At 67.6% G+C, this 17,400-nt stretch carries 18 protein-coding genes; 8 read left to right on the top strand and 10 right to left on the bottom strand.

Annotation, left to right across the window (positions count from 1 at the left end; translation table 11 throughout):
- The first annotated feature begins 21 nt into the window (after window positions 1-21).
- Window positions 22-1,479, top strand: a complete 1,458-nt coding sequence (locus C7H84_RS01315; RefSeq protein ID WP_121857049.1) for a PLP-dependent aminotransferase family protein — start codon at window positions 22-24, stop codon at window positions 1,477-1,479.
- A 43-nt stretch (window positions 1,480-1,522) separates the two neighbouring features.
- On the opposite strand, the gene C7H84_RS01310 is transcribed toward C7H84_RS01315, so the two are convergent.
- The gene (locus C7H84_RS01310; RefSeq protein WP_121857048.1) at window positions 1,523-2,956 is read right to left on the bottom strand and encodes a nicotinate phosphoribosyltransferase; all 1,434 of its coding nucleotides are present in this window, start codon (window positions 2,954-2,956) and stop codon (window positions 1,523-1,525) included.
- A 74-nt stretch (window positions 2,957-3,030) separates the two neighbouring features.
- Window positions 3,031-4,071 carry a bifunctional nicotinamide-nucleotide adenylyltransferase/Nudix hydroxylase gene (locus C7H84_RS01305; protein ID WP_121857047.1) on the bottom strand — a complete coding sequence of 347 codons (1,041 nt, stop codon included), beginning with the start codon at window positions 4,069-4,071 and terminating at the stop codon, window positions 3,031-3,033.
- A 185-nt stretch (window positions 4,072-4,256) separates the two neighbouring features.
- On the opposite strand from C7H84_RS01305, the gene C7H84_RS01300 reads away from it, so the two are divergent.
- Window positions 4,257-4,712 (top strand): SRPBCC family protein, encoded by a 456-nt coding sequence (locus tag C7H84_RS01300; RefSeq protein WP_121857870.1) that lies wholly within the window; start codon window positions 4,257-4,259, stop codon window positions 4,710-4,712.
- A gap of 7 nt (window positions 4,713-4,719) precedes the next feature.
- Here C7H84_RS01300 and speD read toward each other — a convergent pair whose 3' ends face one another.
- From speD to C7H84_RS01280, 5 genes are read right to left on the bottom strand one after another with little or no spacing between them, the layout of a single operon-like run.
- Complete coding sequence (gene speD, locus C7H84_RS01295) at window positions 4,720-5,094, bottom strand: adenosylmethionine decarboxylase (protein ID WP_121857046.1); 375 nt, start codon at window positions 5,092-5,094, stop codon at window positions 4,720-4,722.
- Window positions 5,091-5,237 carry a hypothetical protein gene (locus C7H84_RS36150; protein WP_162999185.1) on the bottom strand — a complete coding sequence of 49 codons (147 nt, stop codon included), beginning with the start codon at window positions 5,235-5,237 and terminating at the stop codon, window positions 5,091-5,093. Before C7H84_RS36150 ends, speD begins: the two co-directional genes overlap by 4 nt.
- A complete protein-coding gene (locus tag C7H84_RS01290; RefSeq protein WP_121857045.1) occupies window positions 5,237-6,757 on the bottom strand; it encodes a DUF4178 domain-containing protein in 1,521 nt (506 codons plus the stop codon). The genes C7H84_RS36150 and C7H84_RS01290 overlap by 1 nt, the downstream gene beginning before the upstream one ends.
- Before the next feature lie 9 nt (window positions 6,758-6,766).
- The gene (locus C7H84_RS01285; RefSeq protein WP_121857044.1) at window positions 6,767-7,828 is read right to left on the bottom strand and encodes an SPFH domain-containing protein; all 1,062 of its coding nucleotides are present in this window, start codon (window positions 7,826-7,828) and stop codon (window positions 6,767-6,769) included.
- Between the two features lie 26 nt (window positions 7,829-7,854).
- Window positions 7,855-8,241 carry a DUF350 domain-containing protein gene (locus C7H84_RS01280; protein ID WP_121857043.1) on the bottom strand — a complete coding sequence of 129 codons (387 nt, stop codon included), beginning with the start codon at window positions 8,239-8,241 and terminating at the stop codon, window positions 7,855-7,857.
- A 121-nt stretch (window positions 8,242-8,362) separates the two neighbouring features.
- Between C7H84_RS01280 and C7H84_RS01275 the strand changes: the two genes are divergently transcribed.
- The 4 genes from C7H84_RS01275 (at window position 8,363) to C7H84_RS01260 (ending at window position 12,854) form a co-directional block, all read left to right on the top strand.
- Complete coding sequence (locus tag C7H84_RS01275) at window positions 8,363-9,877, top strand: polyamine aminopropyltransferase (RefSeq protein ID WP_121857042.1); 1,515 nt, start codon at window positions 8,363-8,365, stop codon at window positions 9,875-9,877.
- Window positions 9,877-11,496 carry an FAD-dependent oxidoreductase gene (locus C7H84_RS01270; RefSeq protein WP_121857041.1) on the top strand — a complete coding sequence of 540 codons (1,620 nt, stop codon included), beginning with the start codon at window positions 9,877-9,879 and terminating at the stop codon, window positions 11,494-11,496. The genes C7H84_RS01275 and C7H84_RS01270 overlap by 1 nt, the downstream gene beginning before the upstream one ends.
- A 157-nt stretch (window positions 11,497-11,653) precedes the next feature.
- Window positions 11,654-12,415 carry an N-acetylmuramoyl-L-alanine amidase gene (locus C7H84_RS01265; RefSeq protein ID WP_121857040.1) on the top strand — a complete coding sequence of 254 codons (762 nt, stop codon included), beginning with the start codon at window positions 11,654-11,656 and terminating at the stop codon, window positions 12,413-12,415.
- Between the two features lie 49 nt (window positions 12,416-12,464).
- Entirely contained in the window at window positions 12,465-12,854 is a 390-nt protein-coding gene (locus tag C7H84_RS01260; RefSeq protein ID WP_121857039.1) for a lysozyme inhibitor LprI family protein, read from the top strand.
- A gap of 41 nt (window positions 12,855-12,895) precedes the next feature.
- Here C7H84_RS01260 and C7H84_RS01255 read toward each other — a convergent pair whose 3' ends face one another.
- From C7H84_RS01255 to C7H84_RS01245, 3 genes are all read right to left on the bottom strand, one after another.
- A complete protein-coding gene (locus C7H84_RS01255) occupies window positions 12,896-14,242 on the bottom strand; it encodes a glutamine synthetase family protein (protein WP_121857038.1) in 1,347 nt (448 codons plus the stop codon).
- A gap of 145 nt (window positions 14,243-14,387) precedes the next feature.
- Window positions 14,388-14,945, bottom strand: coding sequence for an XRE family transcriptional regulator (locus C7H84_RS01250; protein ID WP_121857037.1), 558 nt, complete (start codon window positions 14,943-14,945; stop codon window positions 14,388-14,390).
- Between the two features lie 16 nt (window positions 14,946-14,961).
- Window positions 14,962-16,251, bottom strand: coding sequence for an FAD-binding oxidoreductase (locus tag C7H84_RS01245; RefSeq protein WP_121857036.1), 1,290 nt, complete (start codon window positions 16,249-16,251; stop codon window positions 14,962-14,964).
- Between the two features lie 247 nt (window positions 16,252-16,498).
- Between C7H84_RS01245 and C7H84_RS01240 the strand changes: the two genes are divergently transcribed.
- On the top strand, window positions 16,499-16,726 hold the full coding sequence (locus C7H84_RS01240) for a DUF2945 domain-containing protein (protein WP_121857035.1): 228 nt from the start codon (window positions 16,499-16,501) through the stop codon (window positions 16,724-16,726).
- Window positions 16,723-17,301 (top strand): DUF488 domain-containing protein, encoded by a 579-nt coding sequence (locus C7H84_RS01235; protein WP_121857034.1) that lies wholly within the window; start codon window positions 16,723-16,725, stop codon window positions 17,299-17,301. Before C7H84_RS01240 ends, C7H84_RS01235 begins: the two co-directional genes overlap by 4 nt.
- Window positions 17,302-17,400: the final 99 nt, after the last annotated feature.

Genomic DNA, 17,400 nt, shown 5'->3' with positions numbered 1-17,400 from the left:
GCCGTACAGTTCCTTCTCGCCATGAGCCGTTCCGTGCCGACCCCTGCCCCGCCCGCGCCGTCGCGTACGCGCGTGGAAACCGTGATGGACACGCTGCGCGCGCGGATCGCGAGCCGCGCGCTGATGCCCGGCGCGCGCGTGCCTTCGATCCGGATGATGGCCGACGCGCTGCACGTGTCGAAGTCGACCGTCGTCGACGCCTACGAGCGGCTGGCGAGCGAAGGCGTGCTCGTCGCGCGGCGCGGCTCCGGCTTCTACGTGTCGGGCCACGCGCCGCCGCTCGCGCTCGCCGAACTCGGCCCGCGCCTCGATCGCGAACTCGATCCGCTGTGGCTGTCGCGCCAGTCGCTCGAGGCGGCGCCGAGTTCCGTGAAGCCCGGCTGCGGCTGGCTGCCGTCGTCGTGGCTGCCGGACGAAAGCCTGCGTCGCGCATTGCGTGCGGTGTCGCGCGACGAGCCCGATGCGCTGACCGACTACGCGACGCCGCTCGGCCTGCCCGCGTTGCGCCAGCAGCTCGCGTGGCGGCTCGCGCAGCACGGCGTCCATGCGGAACCGACGCAGATCATGCTGACCGACGGCGGTACGCATGCGCTCGATCTCGTGTGCCGGCTGCTGCTTGAGCCCGGCGACACCGTCGTGCTCGACGACCCGTGCTATTTCAATTTCCAGGCGTTGCTGCGCGCGCATCGCGCGCGGATCGTGAGCGTGCCGTATACGCCGAACGGCCCCGATCTCGCGCGCTTCGAGCAGGTACTCGCCGAACACCGGCCGCGCCTGTACATCACGAACGCGGCGCTGCACAACCCGACCGGCGCGACGCTCGCGCCGCCCGTCGCGCATCGGCTGCTGACGCTCGCGGCCGAGCACGGCCTGCTGATCGTCGAGGACGACATCTTCGCGGATTTCGAGAGCACGCCCGCGCCGCGCCTCGCGGCATTCGACGGGTTGTCGCGCGTGGTGTCGATCGGCAGTTTCTCGAAGACGCTGTCGGCCGCGATCCGCTGCGGCTATATTGCCGCGCGCCCTGAATGGATCGACGCGCTCGTCGACCTGAAGCTCGCAACGTCGTTCGGCAACGCGCAGATCGGCGCGAACTTCGTGCACCGACTGCTGGTCGACGGCACGTACCGGCGTCATCTCGACAGCCTGCGCGCGCAGCTTGCTGACGCGATGGGCGAAACGATCCGGCGGCTTGCGCGTGCCGGACTCGGGATCTGGACGGAGCCGCGCGGCGGATTGTTCGTGTGGGCCGAGTTCCCGGACGGGCTCGATGCCGCGCGCGTCGCGCGCCATGCGCTGGACCACGACGTAGTGCTTGCGCCCGGCAACGTGTTCAGTGCGTCGCACAGCGCGACGTCGTTCATGCGCTTCAACGTGTCGCGCTGCAAGGGGCCGGCCGTGTTCGATGCGTTGGCGCGGGCGATGGAGGCGGTACGGATGGCGGAGCGAAGCGGCCGCACACTGGCCAGCGAACGATGACCACCGAAGGCGGCGGGGTGAGCGATCGCCCCGCCGCCCATCGTCAAGCCTCCGCCGCGTGCGCCCTCGCCCGAACTTCGGCGAACGTGGCATCGACCAACAACCGCCCCGTATCGAACACCGTTTCGAGCGCATCGTCCCACTCGCCTTCGAGCGCACGATCGTCCCATGCGACCGGCAACGCGACCGTCCGATACTCACCGGTGCGCCGGTTGCGCAGCAACGTCAGCCGCCCCTGCTTCGAACGCTTGCCCAGATCGGTGACCGGGTCCTTGCGAACGTCGTGCCACACGTCGCCACGCCGGATCGCCGAGCACTTCATCGCGAAGCGCTGGGTATCGCGATTCACCCGCTGCAGCAGCGCGCCGCCCATCCCGAATACGACGTTGCCGGCCGCATAACCAGCGTCGTCGAGCGCGGCGAGAATCGCGTCGATCGATTGCTCGTCGACGCCGTCGCCCTGGATCACGCGCACGCGGTTCAGCACGCGCCGCGCCTTGCCGTTCACGGTGGAGCCGAACGATGCATCGAGCGCGCGCACGGTCTGCAGCACGATCGCGACCGGGTCGCCCGAATCGGGACGCACGACGAGCGTCGCGCCCGAAGCGAGCACCGCCTGACGCAGCGGGCCACCCCACATTTCAAGCGCGGCGAACAGATCATAGGAGTCCGACACGACTGATACGATCGCACCCGGCAAACCGAAGCGACTGATCATATTCCGGTAAGCGTCGATCTCGCCCTCACGCCCCCACGACGTGATCGTGCTGTGCTCGGCCGCCGGCACCGAGTACGCTGCCATCGGCTCGCGGTAGAAGCGGTTCGCGGCGAGCACGCCGAGCACCGTATCCGAACCCATGAAACTCACGAGATGCGCCGCGCCGCCGATCGCGGCCGATTCCGCGCTCGACACGCCGCGCGCGCCGAAGTCGTGCAGCTTGAACGGCAACAGCGCGAGATCGTCGTCGGTCTTCTCGAGAAAACGGCGGATCGTCTGCCGCAGGTGCCAGCTGCGCGTCGCGACCGTCACCGGGTACCACACACGCAACAGCATCGTCTCGAGATACGACGCAAGCCAGAACACCTTAGAGTCATCGCATTCGACGGTCATCAGCACGTTGTGCACGGGCACGATCGACCCTTCCGGCACCGCGCGAATCCTCACCGGCAGGTAGCCGTCGTAGTGCGCGACGATATACCGCCACCCGTCCTCGTTGAACGGTTCGCCATGCACCGCGAAGAAGTCGCGCGCGTCATCGATCATCGCGTGCGTGATCGGGCGGCACAGATATTCCTTCAGCAGCATCTGTAGGCCGAAGAACAGCGTACGGTCGTAGCGGCCGCCGCGCGATTCGATGTACGAGAACATCGCCTGCGCGTCGGGCGGATATTGCAGGAAGTGGGAAGCCTTGTACGAATCCGTATTGAGGATCGGATTGGCGAGAACCGCGGCAAAGCCGCCGGGATCGTTTTGCATGGCTAGAGCTCCTCTAGGCCGTTGATGTGCCGCCGCGTCTGTCGCGGCGGACCGGAATCCGGGGAATCAGCAGATCACAGCTTCCCCAGGAAGTGATACGCGATCTCGAAGTGATCCTCGAACATCACGTTGCGCATCTGCGCGAATTCGTTGAGCGGCACCCAGCGCGCCTTGTCGGCGTCGTCGCTGCCCTTCACGCGCGGCAGCTCGCCGGTCGGGAAGTTGAACAGGCACGCGTGCGTGATCGTGCGGCCGCGCAGCGAGCGGGTCGGATGATCGAACACCTGGCGATCCTTGATCGAGCCGCGCAGCACGGGCTCCGGCAGCTTCAGGCCGGTTTCCTCGCGCAGTTCGCGGATGCACGCCGCGTCGAGCCGCTCGTCCTGATTCACGAACCCGCCCGGCAGCGCCCACAGGCCGCGGCCCGGTTCGCTGCGCCGGCGCACGAGCAGGATATGGCCCGAATGCACGACCACCGCATCGACCGTCACGAACGTGACCGGGTACGGCGCGGCCGACCAGGCCTTGCGATAACCCGCGATGAATTCGGCCTCGGCCTTCAGCTGCGCGAATTCCGGCTGCGTGCGGAAACGTTCGAGCCAGCCGAACACCGGTTCCGGCACCGCCCACTGCACGAAGCTGTTCGTGCGTTCGGCGAAATACTGGTCGCGGATTTCGGTGGCGGAGATGTCTTCGGTCGCATCGACGTCGACGAGCTCCCATTGCGGGAACATCCGCAGGTAATACGATGTGGCGTCCTTCTCGTGGCCGATCAGCCCGACCTTGCGTTGCGCGACGTCGCCGAGCGCGGCGGCCACGGCATCCTGCACCCAGCGCACCCAGTCGCCGTCGTTGTACGTCGAATCCTGCACGGGCGCGACCGTCACGCGGTCGCGCTCGGACGGATCGAGCAGCGAAGCCAGCATCTGGCGGCGCTCGTCGAACGAGAACGGATCCTTGATGGTGCGCGGCTTGTCGGTCGACCCGATCAGCACGCACACGCGCTCGGCCCGGCTCAGTGCCGACTTCAGCACGTTCAGGTGACCACGATGCGGGGGCTGGAAACGACCAATGAAAACGAGCGCGTCGAAGCGCCGGTTCTGTTGCGTACTCATGAGGCTCCCTCAAGAGATTGAAACGCTTCGGGTCTTTCCCGAAGGCATGGAATCAATCGTAGGGGAATTCCCGGAGAAGATCAATCGAGCATGCGCTCGACTTGACGAAGTCTGAAGAAATGCGCAGTTTTGGCGCGGTACACTCGATTTCATCCCAATCCATGCCGTTGCGCCTGCCACCCATCATGAGGATCTCAGTCAGCCGGATCGTCGGCGTCGATCGCAGACGCCTCTTCACGTGGTCGCAGGACTACGCGCGGCGGCTCGTGTGGGACAGTTTCCTCTCCGACGCGTATCTGCTCGACGGAATGGCGGCCGACGTCGGCGTCGATGCGTTCTGCCGCAGCCAGTCGGGCGCGACGATGGTGTCGCGCTACACCTCGTACCGCCCGCCGCAGGTCGCGGCCGTCGAAATGGTCGACGGGCCGAAGGTGCTCGAACGCTTCAGCGGCAGCTGGAATTTCACCGAGCGCACGGCGGACACGACCGAGGTGAAGTTTACGTACCACTTCCGCGCGCAGCCGACGTGGCTGCGCTGGCTGCTCGAACCGCTGATCGGCGCGTTCTATCTCGTACACACGCGCCGGCGTCTCGACTCGTTCAAGCGCTGGGCCGAAGCCGAAGCGTTGCCGCACTATTGAGCGTCGCTCACGCGCCGCGCGCCACCTGCTGCCGTACCTGCGCGTGCGTGCCGAGCGCGGCGGCGATCGCATCGACCGCATCGGCCGCGCGCGCGGCGCCGCACATGAACGCGTCGACGGCCGCGAAGCCGTGCTCGGGCCACGTATGAATCGTGATGTGCGATTCAGCGAGGAGCACGACGCCCGTCACGCCATGCTCGCCACCGAAATGATGAAAATGCGCGCCGATCACGCGCGCGCCGGCCTGCCGCGCAGCGTCGGTGAGAATCGCCTCGAGCCGCGCGGCATCGCGCAGCAGCGCCGCGTCGATGCCGGCGAGATCGGCCAGCACGTGCGAGCCGAGCGTCGCGTGCGGCGCAACGAGACCGTCGCGCGCCGTCACTTGTGCGCCCCGTACGACGAGTAGCCGCTGCGCGCCGACGAACTGCCCCACCCGCCGCCGCCCGAGCCGCTGCCGCCGATCGACGCGCAGCTGAACAACGTGACGACGATCAGCCCGTACAGACCGTAGACGATGTAGCGCATTACGCGTTGCCCCCGTCCGATGCGAAGCTCTTCCACAGCCATTCGGGCAGCCACAGTACGAGCAGGCCGACCAGCACGTAGACGGAACGGCCGCTGAACGAGAACAGCGAACCCATGTTGAAGATCACCAGCAGCGCGCTGAACACGATCGGCAGCGGCGCGAAGCTGTGCGGATGTTTCGTGCCGAACAGGCCAGTCGACGCACCGGCCGAACCCGTTGCGCCCGCAACCGCTTCCTTGGCGAGCGCCGGTGTCGCGAAGCGTTCGGCCAGCGCGCTCGCCGACAGCGGCCGCGCACGCGACCAGACGATTTCAGCGGCGCTGCGCTCGCGCGTGAGCTTGTCCTTCTGCCAGCCGTAGTCGGCAATCGCCGTGCGGTCGCCGACCTGCACACGCCAGTTGAACGCGCCGACCACGTACACCACTTCGGCGTCGTACGCTTCGCGCAGCCGATACGTCTTGCCGCCGTCGACGATGTCGGACTCGCCGCCGATCGTCGGCCAGTGATCGAGCACCTGCACGCGCTCCCAGCGCCCTTCGCTCTGCACGAGCCACAGGAAGCCGCGCTTCGGATTCAGCAGCAGGTATTCGTCCCACGTGCCGTCGTCATCCGGCACGCGGCAACGCATCATGCCGATCACCGTGTACTTCACGCCGTCGAACGTGCCGATCGCGCCGAGTTCCAGCGCGCCCTTCACCGCATCGAGCTTGCGCTGCGCGGCGAACACAGTCTGCTGCTCGGCCGTGCACTGCACGCCCGTGTGACAGCTGCCGCATACGACGTAGTCGGCCACGTTCGGCGCATACGACAGCGACGCGCCGCAGCTCGGGCACGCGAACGGCACCATCTGCGCGCCGCGTGGCTCGCGCGTGTCGGTGTCGGCATCGCGCAGCCCCGTGAACGCGAGTGCGTCGAACTCAATCGCCTCGCCCGTATAGACGGCCGGGCTCCCGCCATTCGCGTCGGCATCCGAATAGTCGTAGGTCGCGAATGCGTTGCCGGTGCGCAGGTCGACCACGCGCGCTTCCCAGCCCGCATCGACGCGGAACGGCAACTCGCCGTCGCCGCCCGTGCAGCGTGCGGTACGCACGTCGGACACGAGGTACGCGCGGCCGCCGTGATCGATCCGCATGCCGGGTTCGAGCGTGTTGAACGCGGGCCACGCGCCGCCCGACGCATCGTCGGGCTCGCGCACGGTGACTGCGTACTGGCCCGACGCATCGGACAACCAACCGAACGCGCCGTCGTCGAATACGACGTACCACTCGCTCCACACGCCGGCGTCGTAGGTCATCTGGATGCGGCCGAGCACGGTGAACGTGCGCTTGCCGTAGCGTCCGGCCGTGCCGATCTGGATCGGCGATGCATCGTCGAGCACCGTGGCGAGCTCGCCGATACGTTCGACGTCGGCACCACGCTTGAGCAGCGTGCTGCGGCAGAACGCACAGACGGCCATGACCGCCGCCGCCGAGCGAAACTCGACCGGCGCGCCGCACTGGGGGCACGAAGTACTGAACATGCGCGACGCTTACCGGGTGAGCTTCGCGAGGATTTCCGCCTTCGCGCGCGAGTAGTCTTCTTCGGTCACGAGGCCCTTGTCGAGCAGCGCCTTCAGCTGTTCGAGGCGTTGCACGTAATCCGTCGTCTCGGCCTGGGCGGCCGGAGCGGCCGGCTGCGCGGCGGCAACCGGTGCCGCGACGGGCGCGGGCGGTGCGGCCTGTGCCGGTTGCGCGGCGCCCGCGATCTGACCGGCCATCGCCTGCCCGATCGCCGCGCCGGCAGCCAGCCCTGCGCCGACGCCCGCGATGCCGCCGGGGTTCTGCGCGGCGAGCGGGATCGCCTGTGCGGTCTGGTATTGCGTCGCGCGGGCGAGATCGCCGGCCATCCCCGCACCGATCCGCAGGTCGAGCGCCTTCTGCAGCTCGGCCGGCAGCGACACGCTTTCGACCGCGAACGCATCGAGCGCGAGCCCGTAGCGCGTGAACACCGGCACCAGCGCGTCGGCGACGCGCTGCGACAGCAGTGTCTGGTTCGCGGCCATGTCGACGAACGGCACGTCGGCCGAGCCGAACGTCGTGCTCATCGCGGTCACGACCAGGTTGCGCAGCTGTTGCTCGAGATCGTCGACCGTGTACTGTGCGCGCGTGCCGCTCACCTCGCGGTGGAACGCGGCCGCATCGACGATCCGGTACGAGTAGATGCCGAACGCGCGCACCTGTACGAAGCCGAATTCGCGATCGCGGATCGTCACCGGCTGTGCGGTGCCCCAGCGGCGGCCGAGCTGCAGCCGCGTGCTGAAGAAGTAGACGTCCGACTTGAAAGGCGACTGAAAGAACTTGTCCCAGTTCTTCAGGTACGTGAGCACCGGCAGCGTGCGCGTTTCCAGCTTGTACAGCCCGGGCTGGAACACGTCGGCGACCTTGCCTTCGTTGACGAAGATCGCGACCTGCGTCTCGCGCACGGTCAGCTGGCCGCCGTACTGGATCTCCTGGTCTTCCATCGGATAGCGCCAGACCAGCACGCCGTCGGTGTCTTCCGTCCATTGCAGGACGTCGATGAACTGCTTGCGGATAAACGAACCCAGACTCATGTCGGTCTCCTCGAGCGCGTGGCGCGTCAGGTCAGGCAGGCGGCATTGATGATGCCGACGACGAGCGACGCGGTGCCCATCAGGCCGCCCATCGCGACGTTGCGATCCTCGATTGCATGATTCATGCCGGAAATCAGGCGGGTCAGCACCGCATAGGTGACGAGCTGCACGGCCATCGCGCCGACGGCCCACAGCACGACTTCGCCGAGCGTCGAGTTGTGCGCGATGCTGGACGCGAGCGTCAGGCAGAAGCCGACCAACGCGCCGCCGAACGACAGCGTGGCGGCCGCGTTGCCGTCGCGGATCAGCGCCAGTTCGTCGAACGGGGTGACCTTCAGGTACACTGCCGCGAACACAAAAAGCAGCACGAACGCCGACAGTAAATGAACCGCATAAAGATAGGCACTATTCATTCTTTTCCTCGGATTTTGTGCTCGGTTCGCCGCCCCGTCGCAGGTCGGCCCACGGCAGGCCGCCCCGCGAAAATCCGCGCCAGTATATCCACATTGACGAACACTGCACAACGGACGCGCCATGCCGCATAAGCGCGCGCTCGTCCTGTCGATCCTCGTGCTCGCGTCGTGCGGGCTCGGCTACGAACTGATCAGCAGCGCATTGTCGAGCTACCTGCTCGGCGACTCGATCCTGCAGTTCTCGTCGGTGATCGGCTGCTATCTGTTCGCGATGGGGATCGGCTCGTGGCTCGCGAAATTCGTCGAGGACGACGACGTGCTCGACCGCTTCGTCGACATCGAGCTGCTCGTCGGCCTGCTCGGCGGCGTGTCGGCAGCGCTCCTGTTCGCGGTGTTCGCGTGGCTGGCCGCGCCGTTCCGCGCGGCGCTCTACGCGCTCGTGCTCGCGCTCGGCCTGCTGATCGGGATGGAGATCCCGCTCGTGATGCGCGCGTTCCAGCAGCGCCGCCAGGCGTTCCGCCATACCGTCAGCGAAGTGCTGACGTTCGACTATCTCGGCTCGCTCGCCGTATCGCTGATCTTCCCGCTCGTGCTCGCGCCGCGCCTCGGCCTGTTGCGCACGAGCTTCCTGTTCGGGCTGCTGAACGCGTTCGTCGCGCTGTGGACCACGCACCTGTTCCGCGACGAGATCCGCAACGTGCGCGGCAAGCTGATGCGCGCGTCGCTCGTGATCGGGCTGCTCGTGGCCGGCTTCGCGCTGTCGGACCGCATCACGCACTGGGCCGAGCAGGGCGTGTACGGCGACGAGACGATCTATTCCGAAACCACGCCGTACCAGCGGATCGTGCTCACGCAGTGGCACGACGACATGCGGCTGTACCTGAACGGCAACCTGCAGTTCTCGTCGCGCGACGAGCATCGCTATCACGAGGCGCTGATTCATCCGACGATCGACGCGCTGCCGTGGGCGAAGCGCGTGCTCGTGCTCGGCGGCGGCGACGGCCTCGCGGTGCATGAACTGCTCAAGCACCGCAACCTCGAGCGGATCACGCTCGTCGATCTCGATCCCGCGATGACGAAGCTGTTCTCGACTTCGGCGCCGCTCGTGAAGCTGAACCAGGGCGCGCTGAAGGACCCGCGCGTGCAGGTGATCAACGACGACGCCGTGCGCTGGCTCGAATCGAACGCCGACGTGTACGACGCGATCGTCGTCGACTTCCCCGATCCGACCAACTTCGGGCTCGGCCGGCTGTATTCGGTGCCCGTGTTCCGGCTGCTGGCGCGTCACCTGTCGGAGAACGGCTATGCGGTGATCCAGTCGACGTCGCCGTATTTCGCGCCGCATGCGTACTGGACGATCATCGCGACGCTGCACGAAGCCGGGCTCAACACCTGGCCGTACCACTGCTACGTGCCGTCGTTCGGCGACTGGGGCTTCGTGATCGCCGGCAAGCGCCGCGACTTCACCGTGCCGACGCATTACTCGGTGCCGACGCGCTGGCTCGACGCGCAGACGGCCGCCGAGATGTTCCACTTCCCGGCCGACATGCCGGCGCTGCCGATGTCGCCGAACGAACTCAACGACCAGCCGCTCGTGCGCCGCTTCGACGACGACTGGAAGCACGTGCTGCGCTGATGGATCGCCGCACGTTCCTCGTCGCGTCCGCGGCCGCGTCGCTCGCCGCATGCGGCCGCACCGGCTGGATCGAGACGACGCCGCGCGTAGGCTACCCCGGCATGCGCGAAGGCCACGCACTGCGCGACCACGCAACGCTGCCGCCGCCGTCCGGCACGATCGAGACCGACGTCGCGATCCTCGGCGCCGGCGTGGCCGGTTTGTCGTGTGCGTGGCAACTCGCGCGCGCCGGTCACAAACGTTTCGTCGTGCTCGCCGGCCCGGAATTCGGCGGCAATGCGGCCGGCGGCCGTTTCGGCGAGCTCGGCTATCCGAAGGGTGCGCACTACCTGCCGCTGCCGTCGCTCGAATCCGCGCATCTGCGCGACATGCTCGCCGATCTCGGCGTGATCGAATCCGCGCCGTTCTCCGCCCAACCCGTGTACGACGAGCGCGCGCTCGTGCACGCGCCCGACGAACGCCTGTTCATCGGCGGGCAGTGGCAGGACGGCATCGTGCCCAGCGCCGGCCTCGACGCCGACGCGCTCGCGCAGCAGACGCGCTTCTTCGCGTACACGGAAGGCTTGCGCACCGCGCGCGGCGCGGACGGCCGCAAGGTGTTCTGCATCCCGATCGCGGAATCGTCGCGCGACCCGCGCTGGCGCGCGCTCGACCGGCGTTCGTTCAGACAGTGGCTGCTCGACGAAGGCTACACCGCCGCCGCGCTGCACTGGTATCTGAACTACTGCTGCCGCGACGACTACGGCGCGGGCTACGAGCATGTGTCCGCGTGGGCGGGGCTTCACTACTTCTCGTCGCGCGGCGGCCGCGCGCGCAATGCGAGCGACGGCGCGGTGCTGACCTGGCCCGACGGGCTGCACACGATGGTGACGAAGCTGGGCGGTTCGATCAGCGCGCGCACCGGTTCGAATGCGTGGTCGCGAGACGGCTTCGCCGTTCGTGCCAGCGAACGCGCGGGCGGCGTCGACGTGCTGTGCGCGCGCGTCGCCGACGACGGCACGTTGTCGACGTTCATGCTGAAAGCGCGGCGCGTCGTCAGCGCGATGCCGCTGTTCGTCGCGGCACGCGTGTTTCCGCAGTTGTCCGCATACGGCTTCGAGCCCGCGCGCGACCTGCCGCCGCGCGCGCCGTGGCTCGTGTCCAACTTCCTGCTCGACGGGATGCCGGCCGAGGAAGCCGGTGTGCCGCTCGCGTGGGACAACGTCGTCTACGACGGTGCGGGGCTCGGCTACGTCGTGTCGACGCACCAGTCGATCCGGATGTCGCCGCCGACCCGTTCCGTGTTCTCCGCCTATCAGGCGCTGAGCACGCGCACGCCGGACGACACGCGCCGCTGGCTCGCGCAGGCGCAGCCCGACGCGCTGCGCGAGCAGGCAGCGAGCGACCTGCAAGCCGTGTACGGACGCGAGTTGTGGAAGCATGCAACCGCGCTCGAGATTACCGTGCGCGGCCACGCGATGGCGACGCCCGACGTCGGCTTCCTGAGCCGGCCGGGGCTGCTCGCGCTGCGCGACGCCGACGGCCCGGTGGTATTCGCGCATGCGGACCTGTCCGGGCTGTCGCTGTTCGAGGAAGCATCGTACTGGGGCATGCTCGCGGCCCGGCGCGTGCTCGCCTGAGCGCGGGTTTTTCGACGCGCGCGGCAGCGCGCATTCCGTCATTGCGCCGCCGCCGGCAACCGCTATAATCGCGCGACATTCCGACTGCATTGAGCAGGCCGGCTGCACCGCACGCTCCACGCTTCGCAGCGCAGCAACGCCCTCCTCGACAACAACAATGACAAACCGAACCGTTCGACGCCTTCGCCCGTTCGTGCGTGCCGCCGTGCGCCTGCTCGCATGCGCGCCGCTGCTGGGCGCGCCGCTGGCACTGCATGCGGCCGAGGCCGCAAGTGTCGACGCGCAACCGGCGTCGGCCCGCTACATCGTCGTCGACACCGGCCATACGCCGGCCCATCCCGGCGCAACCGGCGCGAGCGGCCGCGTCGAATACCGGTACAACCTCGACCTGTCCGCCGCTGTTGCCGAGAAGCTCGCCGCGCACGGCGATCGCGTGCTGCGCACGTCGGCCGACGGCCGCGAGATCGCGCTCGACCAGCGTTCGACGCAGGCGCCCGACGCGAACCTGTTCGTGTCGATCCATCACGATTCGATGCAGCAGCAGTTCATCGACGCGGGCCGGCAACGCGAATTCCGCGGCTTCGCCGTGTTCGTGTCGGAGCGCAATCCGCACTACGCGGAAAGCCTGCGTTGCGCGAAGGCGATCGCCGAGCGGCTGGTCGCGGCCGGCGAACGGCCGTCGCTGTATCACGCGCAGGCGATCAAGGGCGAGAACCGCCCGCTGATCGATCCGCAACTCGGCATCCACCGCTTCGACGATCTCGTCGTGCTGCGTACCGCGCCGATCCCGGCCGTGCTGGTCGAGGCCGGCGTGATCGTCAATCCCGACGAGGAAAAGCGTCTCGCGCAGCGCGAGACGATCCAGCGTCTCGCCACTGCGATCGCGGGGGGGATCGATGCGTGTACGGCGGCCAAGTAACGCGACGCCGATCGGTTTCAACGTTTTTCACCCAGTGAGGAGCATCATCATGAAGAAGAAGAATCTGCTCGTATCCTGCGCGCTGGTCGCGCTTGCCGTGCCGTTCGCCGCGCAGGCGGCCGGTTGCGGGAAACCGCGCAGCGCGTTCGACCAGGTGTACTGCAGCAGCAACGAGTTCTCGCAGGTCGACCGCGAACTGAACGACGAGTACGGCCGCGTGCGCAAGCAACTGAGCGGCGACCAGCAGGCGAAGCTGAAGACGGGCCAGCTCGCATGGATGAAGCAGCGCGACGACCGCTGCAGCGAAACGCGCGACGATGGCTATCTCGTGAACCTGCAGTGCGCGATCGACCTGACGCAATCGCGCCTGTCGTTCCTGCGCGAACGCGAGCGCGAATGTTCGAGCACGGGCTGTGTGACGGCGAAGCTGGGCCAGTAAACGCGTCCCGCGTGACGTGCCGCGAATCGCTTCGCGGCACGTCACAGAAACCATCGATACTCCCGCGCACCGATCTCGTTGCGAAAATCCAGTTCCTCCTGCCGTTTGTTCTCGCAATACACCATCACGAACTCGCTGCCGAGGCCATCGCGCACGGCCGCGTGATCCTGCATCTCGGCGACCGCCGACAGCATCTCCTTCGGGAAATCGATCCCGCTGCCGCGATCGTCGTTGAGCGGCGCGATCGGCTCGCGCCGCGCATCGAGCCCATGCTCCATGCCGGCGAGAATCGCCGCGAGCACCAGGTATGGATTCGCATCCGCGCTCGCGAGGCGATGCTCGATGCGCAGGTTGCGCGCATCCGATTCCGGAATCCGGATGCACGCGTCGCGATCCTCGAAGCCCCAGCTTGCCCGGCTCGCCGCATTCACCATCGACCCGTAGCGGCGGAACGCATTGTGATTCGGTGCGAACACCGGCATGCAATGCGGCAGCAGCGCAAGGCAGCCGGCCACCGCGTGCCGCAGCGGCCGCTGTTCGTCCGCGGCGAGCAGGTTGCGGCCCGCATCGTCGTACAGGCTCACGTGCACGTGCATCCCGCTGCCCGGCGCGTGCAGATACGGCTTGCCCATGAAGCTTGCGCGATAGCCGTGCTGCAACGCGACGCCGCGCGTGCTGCGGCAGAACAGCGCCGACCAGTCGGCCGCGCGCAACGCGTCGTCGGTATGGCCGAAGTTGATCTCGAACTGACCGGGCCCGAGCTCGGCCGTGATCACCGTCGCGTCGACGCCCTGCTCGCACGCGGCCTCGACCATCTCGTGCAGCACGTCGGAGAACCGCGACAGGCGTTCGATATGCATGTTCGGCTGGTCGTCGCGGTCGTCGCTCAGGCGATCGCGCGGATACTGCGGCATCCCGTCCGCGAGCTGCGCGGCGAACAGGTAGAACTCGAGCTCGAACGCGACGACCGGCCGGATCCCGCGCGCCGCGAACCGCCGCAGCACGCGCGCGAGCACCTCGCGCGGCTCGAATTCGATCGGGGCGTCCGTGCCGTCGGAGCTGATCAGCATCTGCGCGAGCGGCTGCCGCTCCCAGCGCACCAGCTTCAGCGTGCCGGGAATCAGCCGGCGCGGCGCATCGGGGTCGCCATCGTTGAAGCAGTAATCGCCGATCTTGTAGAGACCGCCCTGCGTGCCGAGCAGCACGCAGTTCTGCGGCAGCTTCAGCAGCGAGCCCGACGCGACCTTCTCGAGCGCATCGATCGGATAGCGCTTGCCGTAGAAATGGCCGGGCAGGTCGAGACAGATCAGGTCGACGTAACGGATCTCGGGATGCGCCTGCCGGAATGCGCGGACTTCATCGACCAGCACGGGAACGACGTCAGCCATGTCTCATCCTTTTCCATGTCTTTGTATGGCGGTGCCGCGGCGCGGCGAACCGGACTCATCGTCATGCGGCCTGTCGCATGTACGATGTCGATCAGTACTGCAAACCAGCATGTCGCTGAAGCGGCCGTCAGGCCGCCCCGCTAACTCAGGTGAACACCCAGATCACGCGCGTCGGCACGTCACCCAGGTTCGCGTAACGAAACCGCTGGTGCGCCGGAAGCTGAAACGCGTCGTTGGGGCCGAGCGTGACGGGCGTGTCGTCGCCGTCGATCCAGATCGTCAGCTCGCCTTCGAGCACGAAACCGCCCTGCTCGTCACTGTCGTCGACGGAGCGTTCACCGCTGCTCGCGCCGGGCGCGAGATGACTCTCGAGGATCGAGAAGCGCGAACGCATGTTCGGCGACACGAGGATGTCCGTGATGCCGGCCGCGTAATACACGGTGCGCCGCTCGTCGGGCCGCGTGACCCACGGCACGCTGCGCGGCTTGCTCAAGCTGTAGAAATACGTGGTCGGCACGCCGAGCGCCTCGCCGATCGCAGTGAGATCCGCGACCGTCGGGCGCGACAGCCCGCGCTCGACCTGCGACAGAAAGCCGACCGAGCGGCCGATCCGTTCCGCGAGATCGTTGAGCGTGACCTTGCGATGCTTGCGCAGGTCGCGGATCAGGATCGCCAGACTTTCTATTTCTTCCTGTTCGTTCATGATGAATTCCGGTGCGTCAGACGGTATCGCGCAAACGGTACCAGGCCTTGCCGAGCGCTTCCAGCGGCGCGGCGAGGCGATCGCCGCCGGGGAAGCGCGGATTGCGGATGCGCTGGTACTGCGCGAGCAGCCGATCGTCGCCGAGTACGGCATCGGCGACCGCACGCGCGCCGGCGAGCGTCGGCAGCACGCCGTGCCCCGAGAAGCCCTGCAGCCAGAAGCGCTGGCCGCGGCGGCCGATGTCGGGTGTGCGACGCATGCTGATGTCGATGTGGCCGCCCCACACGTAGTCGAGCGGCACGCCGCTCAACTGCGGGAATACGCGTTCGAGATGCGGACGCGTCGCGGCGGCGATGTCGGCCGGAATCCCGCCGAGATACGTACAGCCGCCGCCGAACAGCAGGCGGTTGTCGGGGCTCACGCGGAAGTAGTCGGGCACGAACTGGTTGTCGATCACGCAACTGTTCTGCGGCAGCAGCGAGCGAGCGACGTCCGGTGGAAGCGGCGCGGTCGCGACCTGGTAGGTGCCGACCGGCAGCAGCCGGCGCGACAGTTCGGGATCGAGCCGGTCGACGTACGCGTTGCACGCGAGCACCACCACATCCGCGCGCACTTCGCCGTGTGCGGTGCGTGCGACATGGCCGCCGGCCGATTCACGACAGTCGAGCACGCGGCTCTGCTCGAAGATGCGGCCACCCGCCCGTTCGATCGTCTGCGCGAGACCGAGCGCGAGCTTCAGCGGATTCAGGTGCCCGGCCTCGGGATCGTAGAGTGCCGCGCGATAGCGCGCGCTGCCGATCCATTCGGGCATCTCGTCCTGCCCGATCACGCGCAACCGGTCGTAGCCCCAGCGCTGCGCGGCTTCGTCGCGGGCGTGCGCGAGCATCGCGACGCGACGCGGACGCACCGCTGCCCACAGGCTGCCGGGCCGGTAGTCGATGTCGAAGCCGTGACGCGCGGGCAGTTCGCGCACTTCGGCCGCGGCCCAGCGCATGCTGTCCCACAGCACGCGCGCGCCGTCGCGGCCGAGCGCATCCTCGAGCGGCTGCATGTCGCACGACCAGCCGAGCAGCGCCTGCCCGCCGTTGCGGCCCGATGCCGCCCACGCGACGCGGCTCGCTTCGAGCACGACCACGCGCTTGCCCGCGAGCGCGAGGCGCAACGCCGTGTGTAGCCCGCTGAAGCCGGCGCCGACGACCAGCACGTCGGCGTCGATGCGCTCGTCCAGCTCGGGACGCTGCGGAATCGGCGCCGGGTAGGTACCGGCGTAGTAGCTCGCGACGTGACGGTCGGACTGCACGAACATGCGGACTCCCGTGAAATTTTTTCCGGTGAATTTCATGAAAAATTAGCACGGCAATTTCACGGAGGCAAGCGACGGAACAAAAACCGTCACTGTTGGGGGAACGAAAGCGCTTCGGCCGCCGGCACGACGCTTGCACCCGCAGCCCGGCACGACTCGGCCGTCTGCATCTTTTCCCGTGCGTGGCCAGCGCCGATAATGAATCCGGCAATGACCGACCACCCCGCATCGATGCAAGGAGGTTCCCCGCATGTCGACGCCATTCAAGCTCGGCGACCACGTCCGCTGGAATTCGGAAGCCGGCTACGTGACGGGCACGATCATCGCGATCCACACGCAGGATTTCGACTACAAGGGCCATCGCCACCGCGCGTCGCCCGGCGATCCGCAATACGAGATCAAGAGCGACCGCACCGACCACATCGCAGCACACCGCGGCCGCGTGCTCGAGCGCATTGCCGGCAAGGACGACACGTGACGCTCCCGTTCTACACGATCGGTCATTCGAACCGCACGCTCGACGAGTTCGTCGAGATGCTCGACGCGGTCGACATCGCGCTGCTCGCCGATATCCGCAAGATGACGCGCTCGCGCACGAATCCGCAGTTCAACGAAGCGACGCTGCCCGACGCACTAGCCACGGCCGACATCCGCTACGCGCACATCGCGGAACTCGGCGGCCTGCGCGGCAAGTCGCGCGGCTTGCCCGACGAGGTCAACGGCTTCTGGACCAATCGCAGCTTCCACCGCTACGCCGACTACGCGCTGTCACCCGAGTTTCGAACGGGCCTCGGCCAGTTGATCGCGCAAGGGCACGCGCAGCGCTGCGCGATCATGTGTTCGGAAGCCGTGTGGTGGCGCTGTCATCGGCGCATCGTGTCCGACTACCTGATCGCGCGCGGCGAAACGGTGCTGCACATCATGGGCAAGAACCGCGTGGAGCCCGCGCGCCTGACGGCCGGCGCGGTAATTCGCGACGACGGCACGATCGTCTATCCGGACGTCGAAGGCGATGCGGCAACGGAAGAAGCTGCCGCGCAGCCGGACGAGTGATGCGACATCAGCGATGCGTGCGGCGCGGCGATGACGTGATGCGATGAAACACGCAATGCCCCCCACAACGCCTGAGAGCCGTGGAAGCGCGCCGCGCAG

It is taken from the genome of Burkholderia sp. Nafp2/4-1b (assembly GCF_003635165.1).
GTDB lineage: Bacteria > Pseudomonadota > Gammaproteobacteria > Burkholderiales > Burkholderiaceae > Burkholderia.
This window is presented reverse-complemented; position numbering and strand designations above follow the sequence as displayed.

What these genes read in the sequence shown, in the direction of transcription:
- C7H84_RS01260 (WP_121857039.1), top strand. Translation starts at nt 12,465, where the DNA reads ATGAAGAAGAAGAATCTGCTCGTATCCTGCGCGCTGGTCGCGCTTGCC.
- C7H84_RS01245 (WP_121857036.1), bottom strand. Translation starts at nt 16,251, where the DNA reads ATGTTCGTGCAGTCCGACCGTCACGTCGCGAGCTACTACGCCGGTACC.
- C7H84_RS01285 (WP_121857044.1), bottom strand. Translation starts at nt 7,828, where the DNA reads ATGAGTCTGGGTTCGTTTATCCGCAAGCAGTTCATCGACGTCCTGCAA.
- C7H84_RS01270 (WP_121857041.1), top strand. Translation starts at nt 9,877, where the DNA reads ATGGATCGCCGCACGTTCCTCGTCGCGTCCGCGGCCGCGTCGCTCGCC.
- C7H84_RS01300 (WP_121857870.1), top strand. Translation starts at nt 4,257, where the DNA reads ATGAGGATCTCAGTCAGCCGGATCGTCGGCGTCGATCGCAGACGCCTC.
- C7H84_RS01280 (WP_121857043.1), bottom strand. Translation starts at nt 8,241, where the DNA reads ATGAATAGTGCCTATCTTTATGCGGTTCATTTACTGTCGGCGTTCGTG.
- C7H84_RS01315 (WP_121857049.1), top strand. Translation starts at nt 22, where the DNA reads ATGAGCCGTTCCGTGCCGACCCCTGCCCCGCCCGCGCCGTCGCGTACG.
- C7H84_RS01290 (WP_121857045.1), bottom strand. Translation starts at nt 6,757, where the DNA reads ATGTTCAGTACTTCGTGCCCCCAGTGCGGCGCGCCGGTCGAGTTTCGC.
- C7H84_RS01275 (WP_121857042.1), top strand. Translation starts at nt 8,363, where the DNA reads ATGCCGCATAAGCGCGCGCTCGTCCTGTCGATCCTCGTGCTCGCGTCG.
- C7H84_RS01250 (WP_121857037.1), bottom strand. Translation starts at nt 14,945, where the DNA reads ATGAACGAACAGGAAGAAATAGAAAGTCTGGCGATCCTGATCCGCGAC.
- C7H84_RS01255 (WP_121857038.1), bottom strand. Translation starts at nt 14,242, where the DNA reads ATGGCTGACGTCGTTCCCGTGCTGGTCGATGAAGTCCGCGCATTCCGG.
- C7H84_RS01310 (WP_121857048.1), bottom strand. Translation starts at nt 2,956, where the DNA reads ATGCAAAACGATCCCGGCGGCTTTGCCGCGGTTCTCGCCAATCCGATC.
- C7H84_RS36150 (WP_162999185.1), bottom strand. Translation starts at nt 5,237, where the DNA reads ATGCGCTACATCGTCTACGGTCTGTACGGGCTGATCGTCGTCACGTTG.
- C7H84_RS01265 (WP_121857040.1), top strand. Translation starts at nt 11,654, where the DNA reads ATGACAAACCGAACCGTTCGACGCCTTCGCCCGTTCGTGCGTGCCGCC.
- C7H84_RS01240 (WP_121857035.1), top strand. Translation starts at nt 16,499, where the DNA reads ATGTCGACGCCATTCAAGCTCGGCGACCACGTCCGCTGGAATTCGGAA.
- C7H84_RS01305 (WP_121857047.1), bottom strand. Translation starts at nt 4,071, where the DNA reads ATGAGTACGCAACAGAACCGGCGCTTCGACGCGCTCGTTTTCATTGGT.